At 64.0% G+C, this 22,671-nt stretch carries 10 protein-coding genes; 9 read left to right on the top strand and 1 reads right to left on the bottom strand.

The features are described from left to right. Positions 1 to 13 precede the first annotated feature (13 nt). Positions 14 to 751 carry a metallophosphoesterase gene (locus P9255_RS04575; protein WP_309765737.1) on the bottom strand — a complete coding sequence of 246 codons (738 nt, stop codon included), beginning with the start codon at positions 749 to 751 and terminating at the stop codon, positions 14 to 16. A 207-nt stretch (positions 752 to 958) separates the two neighbouring features. Here P9255_RS04575 and P9255_RS04570 point away from each other — a divergent pair, with 207 nt between their 5' ends. From P9255_RS04570 to treY, 9 genes are all read left to right on the top strand, one after another. Beyond that, a complete protein-coding gene (locus tag P9255_RS04570; protein WP_309765736.1) occupies positions 959 to 1,612 on the top strand; it encodes a DUF1345 domain-containing protein in 654 nt (217 codons plus the stop codon). A gap of 350 nt (positions 1,613 to 1,962) precedes the next feature. Next, a complete protein-coding gene (glgA, locus tag P9255_RS04565; RefSeq protein ID WP_309765735.1) occupies positions 1,963 to 3,606 on the top strand; it encodes a glycogen synthase GlgA in 1,644 nt (547 codons plus the stop codon). A 361-nt stretch (positions 3,607 to 3,967) separates the two neighbouring features. Further along, positions 3,968 to 7,366 carry a maltotransferase domain-containing protein gene (locus P9255_RS04560; protein ID WP_309789196.1) on the top strand — a complete coding sequence of 1,133 codons (3,399 nt, stop codon included), beginning with the start codon at positions 3,968 to 3,970 and terminating at the stop codon, positions 7,364 to 7,366. Between the two features lie 83 nt (positions 7,367 to 7,449). Beyond that, a complete protein-coding gene (gene treS, locus P9255_RS04555) occupies positions 7,450 to 10,830 on the top strand; it encodes a maltose alpha-D-glucosyltransferase (RefSeq protein ID WP_309765733.1) in 3,381 nt (1,126 codons plus the stop codon). Then, on the top strand, positions 10,823 to 13,051 hold the full coding sequence (glgB, locus tag P9255_RS04550) for a 1,4-alpha-glucan branching protein GlgB (RefSeq protein ID WP_309765732.1): 2,229 nt from the start codon (positions 10,823 to 10,825) through the stop codon (positions 13,049 to 13,051). Before treS ends, glgB begins: the two co-directional genes overlap by 8 nt. 126 nt (positions 13,052 to 13,177) lie before the next feature. Beyond that, positions 13,178 to 15,403 (top strand): glycogen debranching protein GlgX, encoded by a 2,226-nt coding sequence (glgX, locus tag P9255_RS04545; RefSeq protein WP_309765731.1) that lies wholly within the window; start codon positions 13,178 to 13,180, stop codon positions 15,401 to 15,403. Positions 15,404 to 15,481: 78 nt separating this feature from the next. Then, complete coding sequence (gene treZ / locus P9255_RS04540) at positions 15,482 to 17,377, top strand: malto-oligosyltrehalose trehalohydrolase (RefSeq protein WP_309765730.1); 1,896 nt, start codon at positions 15,482 to 15,484, stop codon at positions 17,375 to 17,377. Continuing rightward, entirely contained in the window at positions 17,374 to 19,569 is a 2,196-nt protein-coding gene (gene malQ / locus P9255_RS04535) for a 4-alpha-glucanotransferase (protein ID WP_309765728.1), read from the top strand. Before treZ ends, malQ begins: the two co-directional genes overlap by 4 nt. Beyond that, entirely contained in the window at positions 19,566 to 22,490 is a 2,925-nt protein-coding gene (gene treY / locus P9255_RS04530) for a malto-oligosyltrehalose synthase (protein WP_309789195.1), read from the top strand. The genes malQ and treY overlap by 4 nt, the downstream gene beginning before the upstream one ends. The last annotated feature ends 181 nt before the right edge of the window (positions 22,491 to 22,671 follow it).

The raw sequence follows: 22,671 nt of genomic DNA, 5'->3' as shown, positions 1-22,671 counted from the left end.
AACGGCCGTGCCTTTATGGCAGCGCCAGCTCCCGCGCGCCTTCCGACGCGGCCCATCGTTCCTTGACGGACCATCGTTCGTCGGTGCCGGCTTCGACGATCGTGAGCCGCCCTTCCGAGGCGAACGCGCCCGTATCGATGAAAATCTGCGAACCGATCTGGCGCACGGCGCGCATCGGCGTATGGCCGCAATACGTCGGCGAGAGACCGCGCTGCAACCCGGGGTCCGCATTGCCGAGCGCAAGGCCGCGGCCCCACAACATCTGGCTGCGCGTTTCGTCCGCGAACTCGGCGGCGTCCAGATCGGCGTCGCTGCCGAAGAACTCCGCATGCAACACGTTGAAGCGCCGCGCGCCCTCGCCGACGATGCGCACCAGCGGCAGCCGCGCGAGCCGCGTGGCGAGCGCGTGGAGCTGTTCGTCGGCGAGCGTTTCGGCCCATGATCCGCCGATCGCGTACCACGCCTGCCGGCGCATCGCCCCGGTCGCGACCGCGATCAGCGAATCCTCGTGATTGCCGAGCACCGGATAGAACCACGGCTTGTCGATCAGCTCGATGGCCGCGAGAGAATCCGTGCCGCGATCGATCAGGTCGCCGACTGAGAACAGACGATCGCGCGAGCCGTCGAAGCCGATCTCGCGCAACAGATAACGCAGCGCATCGACGCAGCCGTGCAGATCGCCGACGACGAAATCGCGGCCGATCTCATTGGCTGGATGCCTGCAGACGACGGGATAGGTAGGATCATTCATGCGTCGATCTTATCGCCGGCTCAACGGCCGGTGTGCGTGCTGGGTCGCTTTTCGCTGCGTTTTCGGCGGCGAGCGGCGAGAGCGTTTCGAAATGGTCTCCAATGGCGATTGTCGCGCGAAAGCGGGCGCTGCGGCCATCGCTCGCAGCATCGCACTGTAAGGCGCGTCAGTGATAATCGCTGACTTGCACGTTTCCCCGTCGAGACGATGAACCTTCTTCCGCCCGTGTTGCGCACGCGTCCGCGCGCCCTGATCGCCCTCGTGATCGGTTTCGGCGTCACCGCGCTGCTGCCGGGGCACGTGCGGCCCATCGTGCGCGCGCTCATCGGCTGGGACTCGGCGGTGTGGCTGTACCTCGCGCTGATCTGGGTGCAGATGGCCACGGCGCATCAGAGCAACGTGCAGGCGCTCGCCGAACGCGAGGACGAAAACGCCGCCGCCGTGCTGATGATCGTGACTCTCGCGGCCGTCGCGAGCCTCGTTGCGATCGTCGTTGAACTGGCTGCAGCGAAAAGCCTCGGCGCGCACGCGTATCTGAACTACGCGCTGACCGGCGCGACGATGCTCGGCGCGTGGTTCCTCATCCCGACGATGTTCACGCTGCATTACGCGCGGCATTACTATCGCTCGCCATCGGGCGATACGGCGCTCCGGTTTCCCGATCGCCATCTCAAACCCGACTATTGGGATTTCCTGTACTTCTCGTTCACGATCGCGGTCGCCTCGCAGACCTCGGACGTCGTGCTCTGCTCCGGAGACGCACGCCGCACGGCGCTCGCGCAATCGGTGCTGTCGTTCTTCTTCAATCTCGCGGTGCTCGGGCTGTCGGTCAACATCGCGGCGAGCATGGTCGGCGGTTGACGCCGGAGCGAGGCGCGCAATGCGCCTGTCATAGCCACGCCATAAGCTCTTAACGCCCCGTGTAAAAACGCGACGCCTGCCGCTGTCAGTTTTACACGCGGCACGATCATGCGCTTTTCGATGTTCCCTGATGCGCGACAGCGGACCCTCGTCGAACATAAGTCCGAAATGATCGTGCGAGCCCGCACATACGGCAACGGGTCGTGGCATGCACATTGCTGCACTGCGCAAGCCAAAAAGAACCAACCCGATCAGCACCGGAATGCGCGGCCCGGCTGCTCCTCGTCACGCCGATAGACGTTGACGAGCGCATGGCCATCGCCCCGTGTTTGTCCGCACAGGAGTCCACTTTGCCTTTGAACGTATTGCTGGTCGCCTCCGAGGCCGTCCCGCTCGCCAAGACCGGCGGCCTCGGCGACATGGTCAGCGCATACGCCGCCGCCCTGCGCGCAGCCGGCGTCGACGCCACCATCCTCCTGCCCGCATATCCGAACGCCATCGCGATGGCGGAGGACGTCAGCAAGGTCTGCACCCTTCACGATCTGCCCGGCGGCGACGCCTCGCTCTTGCGCGGGCGCATGCCCGATACCGGCGTGCCCGTCCTTTTGCTGCGCTGCGATGCACTGTATGCGCGCACGGGGCTCTATCAGGATGCGCAGGGCCGCGACTATCCCGATAACGCCGTCCGCTTCGCGACGCTCTCGGCAGCCGCCGTGCGTGTCGCAGAAGGCGTGCGCGGCGTGAAGAAGCCGGATATCGTTCACGCGCACGACTGGCACAGCGGCCTCACGCCGCTGCTGATGAAGCACGCCGGCGTGCAGGCCAAGAGCGTCTTTACGATTCACAACCTCGCGTTCCAGGGCAACTACGCGCTGTCGCTCGGCCGCTCGCTCGGCGTGCCGGAGAAGTGGCTCGTGCACGCATTCAGCGATCCGCAGAGCATCGAGTTCTATGGCGCGCTGAGTCTGATGAAGGCGGGTATCGTTCACAGCGACCGCGTGACGACCGTCAGTGAGAACTACGCGCGCGAAATTCTCACCCCGCGCTTCGGGCACCTGATGGAAGGCGTGCTGCAAAGCTGCGCGGACAAGCTGTCGGGCGTCGTGAACGGCATCGACGAAGGCGTGTGGAATCCCGCCGTCGATCCTCTGATCGAGCGCAATTACTCGTTCGACGACATGCGCGGCAAGCACGCCTGCAAGCGCACGCTGCAGCGCATGTTCGGCCTGCCGGTCGATCCTTTCGCGCCGCTGATCGCCATCGGCAGCCGCATGACCGGCCAGAAGCTCGCCGATGTCGTGCTTCAGGCGCTCCCGCGTCTGCTGGAGAAGCATCCGCGCCTGCAGCTCGCCGTGATCGGTCAGGGCGAGGCGTACATCGAGAAGGGTTTTCGCAAGCTCGCGCAGGAATGGCCCGATCGCGTGGGCGTGCATATCGGTTATAGCGAGCGTCGCGCGCATGCGCTGCACGCAGGCGCGGACATGCTGCTGCATGGAAGCCGCTTCGAGCCGTGCGGCCTCACGCAGCTTTACGCGATGCGCTACGGCACCCTGCCGGTGGCATCGCGCGTGGGCGGACTGGCCGATACCATCGTCGACGCCGCCGAAGCCGACATCGCCTCGCGCGAAACCGTGTATATGCGCGACGGCACGCACGACGCTCCCATCGCGATGCAGCCCTCCTCGCGTGCGCCCACGGGCTTTCTGTTCGACGGGGAGACGCCCGACGATGTCGTTACCGCAGCGGGCCGCGCCCTCGATGCGTACATGCGTCCGCCTGTCTGGCGCACGATGCAGCGCAACGCGATGTCGTGCGATTTCGGCTGGGGCGAAGCGGTATCGAAGATGATCGCGCTGTATTCCGACCTCACCGGACTGCGCCCGAGCCGCACGGCCGTGCGCCTGCGCCGTCTGCCCGTGCGGGCCGGCGCGCACGCGCCGCTTCCCGATCACGCGCAGCAGACGGGCAAGCCGCTGGTCGCGAAGCGCGCATAGCGTCGAACGGCAACGAACGGGGGCGGCCCACATCCGCCCCGGCTTGCCGCATAGTATCGCTGTGACGCAGCGCCGCTTCGCGAGCCCTTGGGCGCGGCACGCAACGTGCTGTCAGGCGATGCAACGCCCGCTGGAAACCCATTGGACCGTGGCGGCAGCCGTGCCCGATCCATTCGCATCGCGAGACGCGACCCGGGCCTGCATCGTCGACGGCGCCGAGCTTGTCGCTTGGGTCCGCGAAGCGCGCGATGCGCCGAAAAACGTGTGGACCGGCCCTTCAGCCAGTTTGACCCGTGAGCGTGATCGCGATTTCGTTGCCCGCATCCCCGCCACCGCAGGACGACTCTGGAAAAGACGAACGATGGAAAACCATCAAGCTCATCATGCGTACGCGCCCCGTATCTACTTCATCGATCCTCTTCTCGTCGGCCCTCTCGCCAACTGGCCTGCCCAGTTCGAGCACGCGGCCGCGCTGGGCTTCGACCACGTCCTGATCGGCTCGCCGTTCGTGCCCGGCAGCAACGGGCACCGTGAAGCGGTCGCGGATCATCATCGCCTGCATCCTGTTTTCGAATCGAACGCGAGCGCCGCGGAGGACTTGCGCGAACTCGCCGATGCCGCGAAGCAGCACGGCATCACGCTGCTCGTCGATATCGTGATCGATCGCGTGAGCGCGGAAGGCGGGCTGTATCAGGACAACAAGCACTGGTTCAGGCCGTTCGAGACCGCCGATGCGCGGCTCGATCCGCGCCGCCCGCCGAGTCAGCGCGATGTCGCGCACGCCAACTTCAACGATGGCGAAGCCGCGCAGCAACTGACCACCTGGTGGGCGCGCGAACTCGGCGCGATCGCGGATGCGGGCGTCGGCGGATTCCGCTTCGGCTCGCCGCACGCGGTGCCGGCGCACGTCTGGCGCAGGCTCGGCGCAGCGGTGCGCGAGAAGCATCCCGAGACGCGCTGGCTCGCGTGGACCGTCGGCGTATCGCGCCACGACCTGCACGGCCTCGTCGATGCCGGCTTCGATGCCGTCTTCGCGTCGACGCGCTGGTGGGACTTCAAAAGCGCCTGGCTCGTCAACGAACACGCGGCGCTGTCACGCATCGCGCCGCCGATCACATTCCCCGAGGAGCCCTTCGGCTCGCGGCTGATCGCGGACCTGAGCGATACGAGCGACACCGCGCTCATCGAACGCGCCTACTGCCGCGCGCTCTTCACCGCCGCCGCGCTCGGCACCGGCCTGCTCGTGCCGATGGGTTTCGAGTACGGCGTCGGCTTGCCGATGTCGCAGCAATACGGCGTCGCGGCGGAGTATCAGCGTGCGAAGAAGGAAGCGCGCTTCGATCTGTGCGCGCAAGTCAAGCGCGCGAACGGTCTGCAAAGCGGAACGCAGACGCTGTCCGGCGTCGGCGAGCTGCGCGCGCTGACCGGCGCCGGCACCCCTTACGCGGCGCTGATTCGGGCGGCGGGCGGCGATTTGCGGCATAGCGAATCGGCGGTGCTCGTCGTCATCAATCCGGACCTGGTTGCGCCCGTGCAGGTCGATACGCGCCACCTGCTCGAAGGCGTCCCCGGCAACTACACGCGCTTTGCGCCCATCGACGATGCCGGCGCGAAACCCGAGCGCCTCGCGTCGCTGACGCTGAAAGCGGGCGACGTGCGCCTCTTCCGCGCGGAAGCCGAGCCGTTCGTGCTGCTCGCGCAGCCGCAAGTGAAACGCGGCGCGAAGGCGGCCGACAAGAAATCGGTGGCGGAGGCGATCGCCGCGCCGCGCGTATCGATCGAAAGCGTGACGCCTTCGGTCGATCACGGGCGCTTCCCGGCGAAACGCATCGTCGGCGAGGCGGTGGAGATTCAGGCCGCGATCTTCGCGGAAGGCCACGACAAGATCGCGGCCGCCGTGCAATGGCGCGCGGCCGACGAGACCGAATGGCACGAAACGCCTATGTCGCCGGTGCTGCCGCTCGGCCTCGATCTCTGGACCACGCGCATTCCGCTCGAACGCGTGGGCCGGCACGAGTTCGTGGTGATGGCGTGGCGCGACGATTACGCGTCGCTCGTCGATCACATGCAGAAGAAGCTGAAAGCCGGGCAGACCGTCGAACTCGAAGTCGAGGAAGCGAAACATCTGTTCGCGCTGATTCTCGCCGAAGTGAAGACCGTCGAAGATTCCGACAGCGCGCCGCTCGAGAAGATCGTGAAGGAATTCACGAAGGCCGACGACGCGCGCAAGCTCGAACTCGTCCTTGCGCCGGCGACGGCGCAAGCCGTGGCGGCGGCGCGGCATCGGCCGTTCCTGTCGCGCGACCCGGTGGTGTATCGCATCGACTCCGAACGCGCGGCTGCGCGCTTCGCGAGCTGGTACGAGATCTTCCCGCGTTCGATGAGCGACGACGAGAACCGGCACGGCACGTTCATCGATGTGATCGGCAAGATGCCGCGCATCCGCGAGATGGGCTTCGACGTGCTGTATTTCCCGCCGATCCATCCGATCGGGATGGCGAACCGCAAGGGCAGGAACAACTCGCTGACGGCCCAGCCCGGCGATGTCGGCAGCCCGTATGCAATCGGCGGAAAGGAAGGCGGGCATACCGCCGTGCATCCGGAACTCGGCAATCTCGACGACTTCAGGCGCATGCTCGATGCCGCACACGAACACGGGCTCGAGATCGCGCTCGACTTCGCGGTGCAATGCTCGCCCGACCATCCGTGGCTGAAGGAGCATCCGACGTGGTTCGCCTGGCGGCCCGACGGCACGCTGCGCTATGCGGAGAACCCGCCGAAGAAGTATCAGGACATCGTGAATCCGGACTTCTATGCGAAGGACGCGAAGCCCGATCTGTGGATCGCGCTGCGCGACGTGTTTCTGCACTGGATCGCGGCGGGCGTGCGCATCTTCCGCGTCGATAACCCGCATACGAAGCCGTTCCCGTTCTGGGAATGGGTGATCGGCGATATACGTGCGCGTCATCCCGACGTGATGTTCCTCGCTGAAGCCTTCACGCGGCCGCGCGTGATGAACCGTCTTGCGAAGCTCGGCTTCTCGCAGTCGTACACGTACTTCACGTGGCGCGAAACGAAGCGCGACTTCCTGGAGTACATGCACGACCTCACGCAGACCGATGCGAAGGATTACTTCCGCCCGAACTTCTTCGTCAACACGCCGGACATCAATCCGCGTTTTCTGCAAAGCTCGGGGCGTCCCGGCTTCGTGATTCGGGCGGCGCTCGCGGCGACCTTGTCAGGATTGTGGGGCGTCTATAGCGGGTTCGAATTGTGCGAGTCCGCTGCACTGCCCAACAGCGAGGAATATCTGGATTCCGAAAAGTATCAGCTGAGAGCGTGGGACTGGAACCGGCCGGGCAACATCGTCGGCGAGATCACGGCGTTGAACCGCATCCGCCGCGCGAATCCCGCGTTGCAGACGCATCTCGGCGTGAACTTTCTGCCCGCGCACAACGAGCACATTTTGTTCTTCGAGAAGGTGAACGCATCGGGCGATAACGTCGTGCTCGTCGCGATCAATCTCGATCCGTTCAACGAGCAGGGCGCGGATATCGAATTGCCGTGGAAGACGCTGGAACGCTGGGGCGTGCACGAAGGCGATGCGATCGCGGTCGAGGATCAGGTGACGGGCGACCGTTTCGAATGGCGCGGACGGCGCCAGCACGTGCGGCTCAATCCGCATTCGCTGCCCTTCGCGATCTGGCGCATCTCGCCGACATCGGGACTGCCGAAGCCTCAGCTCGCCGGGGAACAGTGAATGCGCACGCACCGAACGACGGTGAACCGATAACAGGGCACATGGCCTACTAAGAGCACTTGGAGCAAACCGTGGATACAAGGGTGAAGCGCAATAAAAAGACATCGCTGCTGAGCGATGATCCGCTCTGGTACAAGGACGCAATCATTTATCAGGTTCACATCAAGTCGTTCTTCGATGCGAACAACGACGGCATCGGCGATTTCGCGGGCCTGCTCGCGAAGCTCGATTACATCGCGGAGCTTGGCGTCGATGCAATCTGGCTGCTGCCGTTCTATCCGTCGCCACGCCGCGACGACGGCTACGATATCGCCGACTATCGCAACGTGCATCCGGACTACGGCACCCTCGCGGATGTCAAGCGCTTCATTCAGGAAGCCCATGCGCGCGGCATTCGCGTCATCACGGAACTGGTCATCAATCACACGTCGGACCAGCATCCGTGGTTTCAGCGTGCGCGGCGCGCAAAGCCGGGATCGAATCATCGCAACTACTACGTCTGGTCCGATACCGACAAGAAGTACGAAGAGACGCGCATCATCTTCATCGATTCAGAGCCTTCGAACTGGACCCACGATCCCGTTGCGGGGCAGTACTACTGGCACCGCTTCTATTCGCACCAGCCCGACCTGAACTTCGATAATCCCGCGGTCATCAAGGAAGTGCTGAGCGTGATGCGCTTCTGGCTCGACATGGGCATCGACGGTCTGCGGCTGGATGCGGTGCCGTATCTCGTCGAACGCGAAGGCACGAACAACGAGAACCTGCCGGAAACGCACGCTATCCTGAAGCAGATTCGCGCGACCATCGACGCCGAGTATCCGAACCGCATGCTGCTTGCGGAAGCGAATCAGTGGCCCGAGGACGTGAAAGAATATTTCGGCGACGAAGACGAATGCCACATGGCGTTCCACTTCCCGCTGATGCCGCGCATCTACATGTCGATTGCAAGCGAAGACCGCTTCCCGATCACGGACATCATGCGGCAGACGCCGGACCTCGCGGCCACGAATCAGTGGGCGATCTTCCTGCGCAATCACGATGAACTCACGCTCGAAATGGTGACGGACTCCGAGCGCGATTACCTCTGGAACACCTATGCCGCCGATCGCCGCGCGCGCCTGAACCTCGGCATTCGCCGCCGTCTCGCACCGCTGATGGAACGCGATCGCCGCCGCATCGAACTGATCAACTCGCTGCTGCTGTCGATGCCCGGCACGCCCGTCATTTATTACGGCGACGAGCTCGGCATGGGCGACAACATCCACCTCGGCGATCGCGATGGCGTGCGTACGCCGATGCAATGGTCGTCGGATCGCAATGGCGGCTTCTCGCGCGCCGATCCCGAACAGCTCGTGCTGCCGCCGGTGATGGGCTCGCTCTATGGCTATGACGCGGTCAATGTCGAATCGCAAAGCCGCGATCCGCATTCGCTTCTGAACTGGACGCGCAAGATGCTCGCGGTGCGCCGCTCGAAGCATGCGTTCGGGCGCGGGACGATCCGCTTCCTGAAGCCGAGCAACCGCAAGATTCTGGCGTATCTGCGCGAACTCGAAGGCGAGCCGCCGGTGCTGTGCGTAGCGAATCTCTCGCGTGCGCCGCAAGCGGTGGAACTCGATCTGTCGGAATTCGCGGGGTCGGTGCCGCTCGAAATGACGGCCGATTCGCCGTTCCCCGCCATCGGCCAGCTCACGTATCTGCTGACCTTCCCGCCCTATGGCTTCTTGTGGTTCCAGCTCTGCCCCGGCAACATGCGGCCCGCGTGGTCGCAGGCGCCGTCAGAGCAATTGCCGGAGTTCGTGACGATGGTCATTCGTGCGGGACAGACTGGACCGACGCCGGAGAACGTGCGTCTTCTGGAATCCGAAGTATTGCCGAGCTATTTGAGCAAGCGCCGCTGGTTCGCATCGAAGGATCAGAAGCTGCATGCGGTGCGCCTCGCCGCGCTGACGACGATCGAAGGCGCAGGCTTCGCGTTCACCGAAATCGAAGCGGACGTGGGCAAGCATACCGAGCGCTACGTGCTGCCGCTTTCGATCGCGTGGGGGACCGAGACCACGTCGCCGCTCTACATGCAGCTTGCGCTCGCTCGCGTGCGCCGTGGCCGCACCATCGGCCATATCACCGATGCGTTCGCCGTGCCGCAATTCACCTACGGCATCCTGCAGAAGCTCAAGCAGCGCGCCGTCGTGCCGACGGTGCAGAAGAGTGAGATCCGCTTCATTCCGACCGAGCGCTTCGACGAGCTCGACATGAGTCCGGCATCGCCGCCCGAGATTCGCTGGCTCGCGGCGGAGCAGAGCAACAGCTCGCTCGTGATCGGCGACAAGGTCGTGTTGAAGCTCGTGCGGCGCGTGGTCGGCGGCATCCATCCGGAAGCGGAGATGAGCCGCTATCTGACGAAGCTCGGCTATGCGAACACCGGCCCGCTGTATGGCGAAGTCGTGCGCGTCGATCCGCAAAACGTGCCGCACACGCTCGTGATTCTGCAAGGCTTCGTCGACAACCAGGGCGATGCGTGGAACTACGCGCTCGATTATCTGCGCCGTGTCGTCGACGAGCTCGCGGTCACCTGCGAAACCGACGAGACCAAGCCCGACCAGACCGCGCAGGCAGGTGGCTTCGAAGGCTACGGCAACATCGCGGGGATCATCGGCAAGCGGCTGGGTGAGTTGCATGTCGCGCTCGCCACGCCGACCGACGACGAAGCGTTCTCGCCGCGCCGCGCCACCGCGAAGGACGTGAAGGGCTGGGTCGACGGCACGCTGCAACTGCTTACGAGCGCGCTCGACATTCTCGGGCAGAAAGCGGCCAGCTTCAGCGAGCACGACCAGGCGCTCGCGCAAAGCCTGCTGGATCGTCGTGACATGCTGGTCGATGCGGTGAAGAAGCTCGTTCCTTCGGATGCCGATGCATTGTGCACGCGCATCCACGGCGACTTCCATCTCGGACAGGTGCTGATGGCGCAAGGCGATGCGTATCTGATCGACTTCGAAGGCGAACCCGCGCGCACGCTCGATGAGCGCCGCCGCAAGACCAGTCCGCTGCGCGACGTCGCGGGCTTGCTGCGTTCGCTGTCGTATGCGAGCGCCGCCGCTCAGCCGACGACCGAAAACGCGCCCGCACAGACGGCCGACCGCAAGCGCGCGCTGTTCGAGAAGATGCGCGCGTTCGCCGAAGACAAGTTCCTGCGGCAATACCGGCAGGCTATCGAGACATCGCCCGAGACGATTGCGGACGAGAGCGTGTTCACTTCGCTGCTCGATCTCTTCCTCATCGAGAAAGCCGCTTACGAGATCCGTTACGAAGCCGCGAACCGGCCGACGTGGATCGGGCTGCCGCTGCGCGGTCTCGCATCGCTCGCGAGCCGGCTGCTCGGCGACACCGGCGCGCCGCCCGCGCCCGGCACGCGTCACGTGACCGACGCCACCAAGGACAATCCGGATGGAACCCAACATGAATAACCGTAGCGATGCGGGACCGGACACGCGCGACCCGGCGCATGGCCTCAATCCGCTCGATATCGATGCGCTCGTGGAAGCGCGGCATCCCGATGCGTTCTCGATGCTCGGCCTGCATCAGACCGAGCACGGGCATGTCGTGCGCGCGTTCCTGCCGAACGCGTCCGGTGCGAGTGTCGTCGATGCATCGAGCGGTGAGCCGTTAGGCCAGCTGACGCGCATCCACGATGCCGGGCTTTTCGCGGGCTATGTCGAACGTCCCGCTGCATATCGGCTGGCGATCGACTGGCACGGCACGCCGCAGGAAACGCACGACACGTATTCGTTCGGCCCGGTGCTCTCCGACGACTGGCTCGAACGGCTATCGCACGCGGACCCGTATGCGGTGCTCGAATGTCTCGGCTCGCGGCCGATCACGCATGGCGGCGTGGCCGGCGTGCGCTTCGCGGTGTGGGCGCCGAATGCGCGGCGCGTATCGGTGGTCGGCGACTTCAATACGTGGGATGGCCGCCGTCATCCGATGCGTCTGCGTCATAACGCCGGCGTCTGGGAACTGTTCATTCCGGGCATCGGTGCGGGCACGCGCTACAAGTACGAGATCGTCACGCGCGAAGGGCACACGCTGCCGCTGAAGGCCGATCCCTGCTCGATGCAGAGCGAGAGGCCGCCCTCGACGGCATCGGTGGTGGCGGATGCGGACGCCATCGATCATTACGCATGGACCGACGACGAATGGATGAATTCGCGCGCCGCGAAGCAGACGCCGCAAGCGCCGATCGCCATTTACGAAGCGCATGCGGAATCTTGGCTGCGCGTGCCGGAAGAAGGCAATCGCGGCATGAACTGGCATGAGCTCGCGGAGCGACTGATTCCGTATGCGAAGACGATGGGGTTCACGCATATCGAATTCATGCCGGTGGCGGAGCATCCGTTCGGCGGGTCGTGGGGTTATCAGCCGCTCGGGCAGTTCGCGCCTTCTGCTCGCTTCGGCACGCCGGAGCAGTTCGCGGAGTTCGTGAATCGCGCGCATGAGGCGGGAATCGGCGTGATCATCGACTGGGTGCCTGCGCACTTTCCGAACGATGCGCATGGCCTCGTGCAGTTCGACGGCACGCCGCTTTACGAGCATGCCGACCCGCGCGAGGGGTATCACCAGGACTGGAACACGATGATCTACAACCTCGGCCGCAACGAGGTGAGCGCGTTCCTGATCGCGTCGGGTCTGGCGTGGCTGAAGCGTTACCACGTGGATGGCTTGCGCGTCGATGCGGTGGCTTCCATGCTGTATCGCGATTATTCGCGCAAGGCGGGCGAGTGGGTGCCGAACATCTATGGCGGCCGCGAGAATCTCGAATCGATTGCCTTTCTGAAGCGATTGAATCAGGAAGTGCGGCACATTCCGGGTGCGATCACGATTGCCGAAGAGTCAACGGCATGGCCGGGCGTGACGGCGAGCGTGGAGAGTGGCGGGCTGGGCTTCGACTTCAAGTGGAACATGGGGTGGATGCACGACACGTTGCATTACATGCAGGAAGACCCGGTGTATCGGCAGTATCACCATCACCTCTACACGTTCGGCATGGTGTATGCCTATTCCGAGCGATTCGTGCTGCCGCTTTCGCACGATGAGGTGGTGCATGGAAAGGGATCGCTGATTGGCAAGATGCCGGGGGACCGGTGGCAGAAGTTCGCCAACTTGCGGGCTTATCTTTCTTTCATGTGGACGCATCCGGGCAAGAAGTTGCTGTTCATGGGCGGCGAGTTCGGGCAGGTCGCGGAGTTCAACCATGACGAATCTCCGCACTGGCACTTGCTCGACGATCCTTTTCACGGCGGGCTGCAGAAGCTCGTGCGCGATCTGAATCTGCTTTATGTGGGTGAGCCTGCGTTGCACAAGCTCGATAGCGATCCGCGAGGGTTCGAATGGATCATTGGCGACGACAACGCCAACAGCGTGTTCGCTTATCGGCGTACCGACGCCGAGGGGCGGGAGCTGGTCGTTGTTTGCAACATGACGCCGGTGCCGCGCAATGGGTATCGCGTTGGATTGCCTCGCGGCGGGCGTTGGAGTGAGGTGCTCAACTCCGACGCTGCCATTTATGGCGGGTCTAATACGGGGAATGGTGGCGTTATTCATGCTGACGACGCGTTCAGTCATGGGCGGCAGCAGTCCGCTGCTTTGACCCTGCCTCCCCTGGCTACTATCGTTTTGCGGGCCGATTGATTTCTTATGGGCTTCGCATTTTCGCGTCGGTCTATTAGCGCGCCCCGGGGAGGGCCGCACCAATAGACCGACGCGAACAAAAGCCAACCACCAGAAGCGCCGCTAGCAGATAAAGAAAAGACCACAATGCCGAACGCACTCCCCGATAAATTACTCCCGGGCGCCCCCTACCCGCTAGGAGCCAACTGGGACGGCTTGGGCGTCAACTTTGCGGTATTCAGTTCGAATGCTCACCGCATCGAGGTGTGCCTCTTCGACAGTACCGGCCGCAAGGAACTGATGCGCTTCGACCTGCCCGAATGCACCGACGAGGTCTGGCACGGCTATCTGCCAGGCGCCCATCCCGGCACCGTCTACGGCTTCCGCGCACACGGCCCCTATCAGCCGCAGCAAGGGCATCGCTTCAATCCGCACAAGCTGCTGCTCGACCCCTACGCGAAAAAGCTCGTCGGCCCGTGGCGATGGTCCGACGCCCTCTTCGGCTATCGCGTGCATTCGAATCGCCTGGACATGTCGATGGATCGCCGCGACTCGGCCCCCGCCATGCCTAAATGCATCGTTACCGACGACGCCTTCGACTGGTCCCGCGACGTACGCCCCGACACGCCCTGGGGCGAAACCATCATCTACGAAACACACGTGCGGGGGGCATCGATGAACCGCAGCGATATCCGCCAGCACGAACGCGGCTCGTTCGCTGCGCTGTCGTCGCCGTGGTTCATCGAACACCTGCAAAAGCTCGGCATCACCGCCGTCGAATTCCTGCCAGTGCACGCGTTTCTCAACGACCGCTTTCTCGTCGAGCGCGGACTGCGCAATTACTGGGGCTATAACACCGCCGCCTTCTTCGCGCCCGAACCGTCGTATCTGTCGACGCATCGGCTCAACGAAATGCGCATCGCCGTGCGCCAGCTGCATGCGGCCGGCATCGAAGTCATTCTCGATGTCGTCTACAACCACACATGCGAAGGCAGCGAACTCGGGCCGACGCTCTCCTGGCGCGGGCTCGATAACGCCAGCTACTATCGCCTCATTCCCGGCGACGAACGCCATTACATCAACGAGACCGGCTGCGGAAACACCGTCAATCTTTCGCATCCGCGCGTGCTGCAGATGGTGATGGACTCGCTGCGCTACTGGTGCACCGCGTTCAATATCGACGGCTTCCGTTTCGATCTCGGCGTCACGCTCGGGCGTGAAGGCCACGGCTTCGACCCCGGCTCCGGCTTCTTCGATGCAATCCGCCAGGACCCGATTCTCTCGACGCGCAAGCTCATTTCCGAGCCGTGGGATATCGGTCCCGATGGCTATCAGGTCGGCAATCATCCGCCGGGCTTCGCCGAATGGAACGACAAGTTCCGCGACGGCGTGCGACGCTTCTGGCGCGGCGATGCGGGCATGCGCCCCGATCTCGCGGCGCGCCTGACCGGCTCGGCGGAACTGTTCAACCGGCGCTTCAGAAAACCGTGGGCGTCGGTGAACTTCGTCGCGTCGCACGACGGCTTCACGCTCGCCGATGTCACCGCGTACACGCACAAGCACAACGACGCCAATCAGGAAGGCAATAACGACGGCCACAACGAGAATTGCAGCGCGAACTGGGGCGTCGAAGGGCCGACCGACGATCCCGCGATCCTCGATGTCCGCGCGCGGCTCGCCCGCTCCATGCTCGCGACGACGCTGCTCTCGCTCGGCACCCCGATGATCCTCGGCGGCGACGAATTCCTTCGCACGCAGCAAGGCAACAACAATGCGTATTGCCAGGACAACGAGATATCCTGGATCGACTGGGACGCGGCTCACAGCCCGCGCGGCGTGGAGATGACCGAGTTCGTCGCGCGCGTCATCGCCCTGCGAAAAAAATATCCGGTGCTGCGCGAGACGCGTTTTCTCTACGGCGATCGCGAAGTGCTGCCCGGTCTCTACGATGTGAGCTGGTTCGACGAACGCGGCAACGCGCTTGCTATAGAAGCATGGCAAGACCCGGAAGGCCGCGCGCTGACCTTGCGTCGCGCGGGACCCGGAATCAACGGCGAAATCGATGTCATCCTGCTCATGATCAACGGCTCCGCACAGACGCTCACGTTCGCGCCGCCCGCGCCGCACTTGGAATGGAACGTGCTCCTGGATAGCGCGGAGCCCGACGCCGTCGAACGGCCGCTCGTCGGCAGCGCACTGGAACTGGCGGCGCACAGCATCGTCGTGCTGCTCGCACAGCCGACCGGTGAAGCAGACTGGCAAGCCGTATGGATGGCGGGTGCGCATCAGGGTCCGCGTCTTCTGACCGCGCTGCCGCCGGACCCCGGAACGCTTCCCTCGCATCAGGCCCCGGAATCCGATCCGACGCCGTAGCGAGCATCGCGTCACCTATCGAGGCTCGCGGCAGACATCACATCAAATGGCAATGCGGTAGCAACCAGGCACGAAATCATGTCCGAACGTCCGATCGATCCTCACAAGCACCAACACGCGCATTGCCTCCCCTTCGGCGCGCATCTCACCGGCGCGGAGCGCGAGCATCCGCGCACGCGCTTTCGCTTCTGGGCGCCGTCGCGCGACCAGGTGCAAGTCGAGGTTCAGCGACCCGGCAGCGCGACGCCCGAACTCGTCGACATGCAGGCGACCGGCGACGGCTGGTTCGAAGCCGAAGCCGATGCTGCGGCCGGCACGCTGTATCGCTATCGTCTCGACGAAGACCTCGCGGTGCCCGATCCGGCGTCGCGCTTTCAGCCGCAGGACGTGCATGGGCCGAGCGAAGTCGTCGATCCGCGCGCGTATCGCTGGACCAACACGGACTGGCACGGCCGGCCGTGGGAAGAAACCGTGCTCTATGAGCTGCACGTCGGCGCGATGGGCGGCTATGCCGGCGTCACCGCGCGCCTGCCGGAACTCGCGCAACTGGGCATCACGGCCATCGAACTGATGCCGCTCAACGATTTCTCCGGCACCCGCAACTGGGGTTATGACGGCGTGCTGCCTTATGCGCCCGATTCGGCGTATGGCCGTCCCGAAGAACTGAAGCAGCTCATCGACACCGCGCATGGCCTCGGCCTCATGGTGTTCCTCGATGTGGTCTACAACCACTTCGGCCCGGACGGCAATTATCTGCACGCCTATGCGAAGACGTTCTTCCGCGAAGGCGTGAATACGCCGTGGGGTCCCGCCATCGACTTCGAGCGTCCGCAAGTGCGCGACTTTTTCTTCGACAACGCGCTCTACTGGCTGAACGAATATCGCTTCGATGGCCTGCGCCTCGATGCGGTGCATGCGATCAACGACGACGAATGGCTGCGCGAACTCGCGGATCGCGTGCGCAGTTCCGTGGAAGCGGAGCGGCACGTGCATCTCGTGCTCGAAAACGAGCACAACACGGCGAACCTGCTGGAAAAGCACTACAACGCGCAGTGGAGCGACGATTCCCACAACACGCTGCACGTGCTGCTGACCGGCGAGAGCGAAAGTTATTACGGCGCTTACTCGGAGAAGCCCATCGAGAAGCTCGCGCGCGTGCTGTCCGAAGGCTTCGTGTATCAGGGCGATCCGTCGCCGATTCATGACGGCGCGCCGCGCGGCGAAAAGAGCGCGCATCTGCCGCCGACTGCGTTCGTGATGTTTCTGCAGAATCACGATCAGGTCGGCAATCGCGCGATGGGCGAACGCCTGCGCTCGCTCACCGACGATCAGTCGCTGTTCGCCGCGACCGGACTTTTGCTCATTTCCCCGCAAATTCCGATGCTTTTCATGGAAGAGCAATACGGCTCGAAGCAGCCGTTCCTCTTCTTCACCGACTATCACGACGAACTCGCGGACGCGGTTCGCGAAGGCCGCCGTCGCGAATTCGCGAAGTTCTCCGCCTTTGCCGACGAAACGCGCCGCGCGCAGATTCCCGATCCGAATGACAAGCGCACGTTCGAGATGTCGTCCCCGAACGTGGCGGACAAGAGCGATGAACTCGACCGCCTCGACTGGCTGCACTTCTATCGCTCGGCGCTGACGGTGCGGGCGAAGCTCATCACGCCGCGTCTGAAGGGCGCGAAGGCGCTGGGCGCATCGGTGCTTGGCGAGAAGGCAGTCGTCGCGCGATGGAAGCTGGGCGATGGCGAAACGCTGACCATCGCGCTCAATCTCGCGGATGCGCCCGTCGCCCTGTCCGATGCGCCGCAAGGCAAGGTCATCTTCGAGACGCCCGCGCGTGCGCAGGATCGCGCGAGCGAAGGGGAGTTGAGCGCGCGCACGTTCGTTGCGTGGATGACCGGCGACGTGAACGAATACGCGACTGCGCACGATGCGCGTCATCTGGAACCGATCGAAGGACAACGCACGTGAGCGCGAACCAGCAAAAGGATGCGCGTCCGCGCTCCGCCATCGAAACCCTCGCCGAACGCGCGGGCTTCGAAGTGGAGTGGCAGGACGCGCACAAAAACACGCAGCGTGTGCCGGAAAACACGTTGCGTATCCTGCTCGAGAAGCTCGGCCTGCCATGCGGCAACGCCACGCAGATCAGACAGAGCATGGCCGCCGTCGATGCCGAAGCGAGCGGCCGCAAGCTGCCGCCGCTCATCACGGCGGAAGTGGATCGCGGCATTGCGCTGCCGGTGTCGGTCGCGAAGTCGGGCGCGCGTTATCGCGTCGAGATGGAAAGCGGCGAAATTATCGACGGTCGCTTTACATCGCCCAAAGGCGAGACTGCGTTGCTCGCGCCGATTCCGGAGCCCGGCTATCACACGCTCGTCATCAACGACCATCGCACGACGCTGGCCGTCGCGCCCGCACGCTGCTACACGATCGACGATGCCTGGCGCTCCCTCGACGACGACGCGAAAGAAGCGCCGCCGCTCTTCGGCATCGCGGCTCAGGTGTATGGCTTGCGCCGCAATGGCGACGGCGGCATCGGCGACTTCACGGCGCTGGCATCGCTTGCGACCAAGGCGGCGAAGCACGGCAGTCACGCGCTCGCTATCAGTCCCATGCACGCGATGTTCAGCGCGGAGCCGAACAAGTACAGCCCGTATTCGCCATCGTCGAGGCTTTTCTTCAACATCGCGCATGTCGATCCCGCCGCAGTGCTCGGCGCACCGGCCGCGCGCGCAGCGATCGAAAAAGCAGGCGTCGCCGATGAACTCGTCGAACTGGAACGCACGCCGCTGATCGACTGGCCGCGTGCGATGAAGGCGCGCATCGCGGTCTTGCGTGCGCTGTTCGATGCGTTCTCGGAGGACAGCGAATCGGCATTCGCGAAAGACTTTGCATCGTTCGTCGAGGAAGGCGGACGTCCGCTCGAAGACCACGCACGATTCGAAGCGCTGCAAGCCGAACAGATCGCGCAGAACGGCGAAGGTCACTGGCGCAACTGGCCGGAAGCGTTGCGCGATCCGCGCAGCGACGCGGTCGCCGCCTTCGCGGAAGCGCACCGGCGCGAAGTGGACTTCTTCCTCTTCACGCAATGGCTCGCCGCCAAAGGTCTGATGCATGCGCAGCACGCCGCGCGCGATGCGGGCATGGCCGTCGGTCTCGTTGCGGACCTGGCTGTCGGATGCGATAGCGCGGGCAGTCACGCATGGTCGTATCGCGACGAGATGCTGACGGGCGTGTCGGTCGGTGCGCCGCCCGATCTCTTCAATCAGGCGGGGCAATCGTGGGGACTCACGACGTTCTCGCCCCGCGCGATGCGTATGCAGGGCTTCTCCGCGTTCATCGACATGTTGCGCTGCTCGTTCGCGCAGGCAGGCGGCATCCGTATCGATCACATTCTCGGCTTGCGGCGGCTGTGGCTCGTGCCCGAAGGCGAGAGCGCGAAGGACGGCGCGTATCTGCGCTATCCGTTCGACGACCTGCTGCGACTGATTGCGCTGGAATCGTGGCGGCATCGCGCGATCGTCGTCGGCGAGGACCTCGGCACCGTGCCGCCCGGCTTTAGCGAACGTCTGCAGGAGCACGGCTTGCTGGGTATCCGGGTGCTATGGTTCGAACGTGCTGAGGATGGCGAAGGATTCAAGCCGCCTCGCGAATGGAGCAACGGCGTGACCGCGACGACGACGACCCACGACCTGCCCACTGTCACCGGATGGTGGCGCGGGGAGGATATCGAGTGGCGCTCGAAGATCGGCCAGACGATGGCGCGCGAGGATGGCCGCGATCCCGTCGAGGCCGCGATGGAAGAGCGCGGCGAGGATCGTGCGCATCTGTGGCGCGCGTTTCAGGAAGCGGGCGTCGCGCCTGCCGATGTCGATGCGCCGCCGGTCGATAACGCGCCGGTGGACGAGGCGCTTGCCTTCGTCGGCATGACGCCTGCCCCGCTCGTCACGTATCCGCTCGAAGATTTGCTCGGCCTCGCAGAGCAGCCGAATCTGCCCGGTTCGATCGACGAGCACCCGAACTGGCGGCGCCGACTTGCGCTGCCGGTCGATGAACTGTTTCTCGACGATGCCTTCTGCGATCGCCTTCTCGCCGTGGATTCAGCCCGCAAGCGCGCCGTTCACCCCGATAACTCAGACACCCCAACGCCCGAATCGCCATGACCGTACCGCGCTCCACGCTGAGGCTTCAGCTTCACAAGGACTTCACGTTCGACGACGCCGCCGCGCAAGTGGACTATTTCGCGTCGCTCGGCGTGAGCCATGCGTATGCATCGCCGATCACGACTGCAACATCCGGCTCCACCCACGGTTATGACACCGTGGACTACACGAAGGTCAATCCCGAGCTCGGCGGCGAAGAAGGCCTGCGCCGCTTCGTCGACAAGCTGCGCGCGCACGACATGGGCCTGATCGTCGATGTCGTGCCCAATCATATGGGGGTCGGTGGATCGGAGAATGCGTGGTGGCAGGACATTCTCGAATGGGGCCGCCATGCGGCTCATGCGCGCTTCTTCGATGTCAACTGGCATTCGCCCGACCCGGCTTTGCGCGGCAAGGTGCTCGCACCGTTTCTCGGCGCGGCTTATGGCGAAGAATTGCAGGGCGGCAAGATCAAGCTCGCCTATCGTGCGGATGAAGGGCGTTTCGTCATCGAGTATTACTCCCATGTGTTTCCTGTGTGCCCGGTCGATTACCCTTCCGTGCTTCAGGAAGCGCCCGAACTTGCGCAGCGCTTCAACGGCCTGACGACGCAGCCCGTCGATCAGCCGCGCGCCGCCGAAGCGCGCACGGCCCTCGTGACCATCGCGCAGACCGAGGGCGGCCAGGCCGCGATTGCCGCGGTGCTGGCAGCGCATTCGCCGGAGACGCAGGCGGGACGCGAGCGGCTGCATCGACTTCTCGAACGGCAGCATTACCGGCTGGCGTGGTGGCGCACCGCTGCGGACGAAGTGAACTGGCGGCGCTTCTTCGATGTGAGCACGCTCGGCGGTGTGCGCGTGGAGCGGCCCGAGGTGTTCGAGGCATCGCATGCGCTGATTTTCCGGCTCTTTACCGAAGGCTTGATTGATGGCGTTCGCATCGATCACGTCGATGGTCTCGCGGAGCCGCGCGAGTATTGCCAGCGTCTGCGTGCGCGGCTCGAGGAGCTGTCCACTGAACGTCCGGAGGCGTTGCGCAACGGCGATGGCCATACTTATTTCGTAGTCGAGAAGATTCTTGCGCGTGGTGAACCGCTGCGCCGTGACTGGCAAGTGGATGGCACCACCGGCTACGACTTCATGAACGATGTCGGCGCGTTGCTGCACGATCCGGCGGGCGCGGAGCCGCTGGCCACGTTGTGGGCCGAGATCACCGGCAAGAGCAGTGAATTTGCCGATGAAGCGCTGATCGCGCGGCGCAAGATACTCGCCGAGAACCTGGCGGCGGAACTGGATCGTGTGACGCGTGCGTTGCATCGCATTGCGCGCGATGCGCAGACCACGCGCGACTTCACGTTCACGTCGATTCGACGCGTCGTCGCGGAGCTGGTCGTGCATTTTCCGGTGTATCGAATCTATCCGGTCGGCGGCGTGCGCAGCGCCGACGACGAGCGTTATTTCTCGCAGGCGCTGGAGAAAGCGCGGGCATCGCTCGCTCATGCGGATCACGTGATTCTGGATCAGGTTGCACAATGGCTCGGCGGCAAGCTGTCCGACGATGCCGCGGCGGCCGAGCGTAACGAGCGGAACGACCGGCAGCGCGAGCGTGCTGCGGAGCGCGGTCGCGATCGCGATCGTGATCGCAATCAGGCGCAGGCGGGACAGAATCCGCAGGCATCGACCGGCTCGCAGCGTCGCGCGGCACAGACCTTGTTCTCGCAACTGACGTCGCCTGTGGCGGCGAAGGCGGTCGAGGATACGGCGTGTTATCGCTATGGACGGCTCATTTCGCGCAATGAAGTGGGCGCCGATCCGGGGGAGTTTGCGTTATCGGTCGAGGAGTTTCACAAGGGCAATCGCGAGCGTCTTGCCGACTTTCCGCATGCGATGCTTTGCACCGCGACGCACGATCACAAGCGCGGTGAGGACGTGCGTGCGCGCATTGCTGCATTGAGTGAGATTCCCGGTGAATGGGCCGCGACGCTCAGGGCATGGTCGACGTTGAACACGCCGTTGCGGCGCGGTACGGATGGCGGGCAGGACTGGGCGCCCGGTCCTGCCGCCGAAGCGATGCTGTATCAGACGCTGGTGGGCTGCTGGCCGCTCACGCTTGCCCCGGACGATGAAGCGGGCGTTCAGGAGCTTGCCGAGCGCGTGGCGCAGTGGCAATTGAAGGCTTTGCGAGAGGGCAAGTTGCGCACGAGCTGGTTTGCGCCGGACGAGGCGTATGAGCAGGCGTGCCGTGATTTCCTGTTCGATATTGTTTCGCCGCAGCGGCGTAATGGGTTCTTGCAGGAGTTGTCGGCGTTCGTTGCGCGGATCGGGCCGGTCGGTGCGATCGATAGTTTTCAGCAGACGCTGCTGCGTCTTACGGCGCCTGGAGTGCCGGACCTTTATCAAGGTACGGAGCTTTGGGACTTCAGTCTCGTGGATCCGGACAATCGCCGGCCGGTGGATTATGCGTTGCGTCGGCGGTGGCTTGAAGAGATCGATGAGAAAGGTCCGCCTTCGGAGCAGATGTCCAATTGGCGCGATGGCCGCGTGAAGCTGGGGCTCGTGAGGCGGGCGCTGGCTTTGCGCAAGCATTGTGAGTCGCTGTTTGCTCAAGGGGAGTATTTGCCGCTTGCTGTTCAGGGGGAACATGCGAAGCATGTGATTGCTTATGCGCGGCATGCGGGCAGTGCTTATGCGATTGTCATCGCTACTCGGCTTTCTGCTTCGTTGCTCGGGGGAGCGGTTGAGCGACCGCTCGTGGAGCCTTCTGCTTGGGGCGATACGTGTGTTGTACTGCCTGAGGCGCTGCATTCGCGCGCTTTGTTCGATTGGCTCAGTCCTAATGCGCCTAAGGCCGATGGCGAGCGGCTTTTCTTGCGCGATGCACTTGGTGTTATGCCTGTGGCTTTGCTGGTCGAAGAAGGTGTGCCGGGGTGTGGGTGTGGTTGAGGTTTTTTAGGGCTTCGTATTTCCGTGTCGGTCTATTAGTGCGCCCCTCCCCGGGGCGGGGGTCACTTTCTTTGCTGCTGCAAAGAAAGTAACCAAAGAAAGCAGCTTTTCTTCGAACCGCCCAATGCACAGACTTGCCTGACCACTTCGTAGAAGATCGGTGGCACTCAGCTTGACAAAG

Source organism: Caballeronia sp. LZ019 (assembly GCF_031450825.1).
Lineage (GTDB): Bacteria > Pseudomonadota > Gammaproteobacteria > Burkholderiales > Burkholderiaceae > Caballeronia.
The sequence above is the reverse complement of the archived record's forward strand: the minus strand, read 5'-3'. Positions and strand labels throughout refer to the sequence as shown.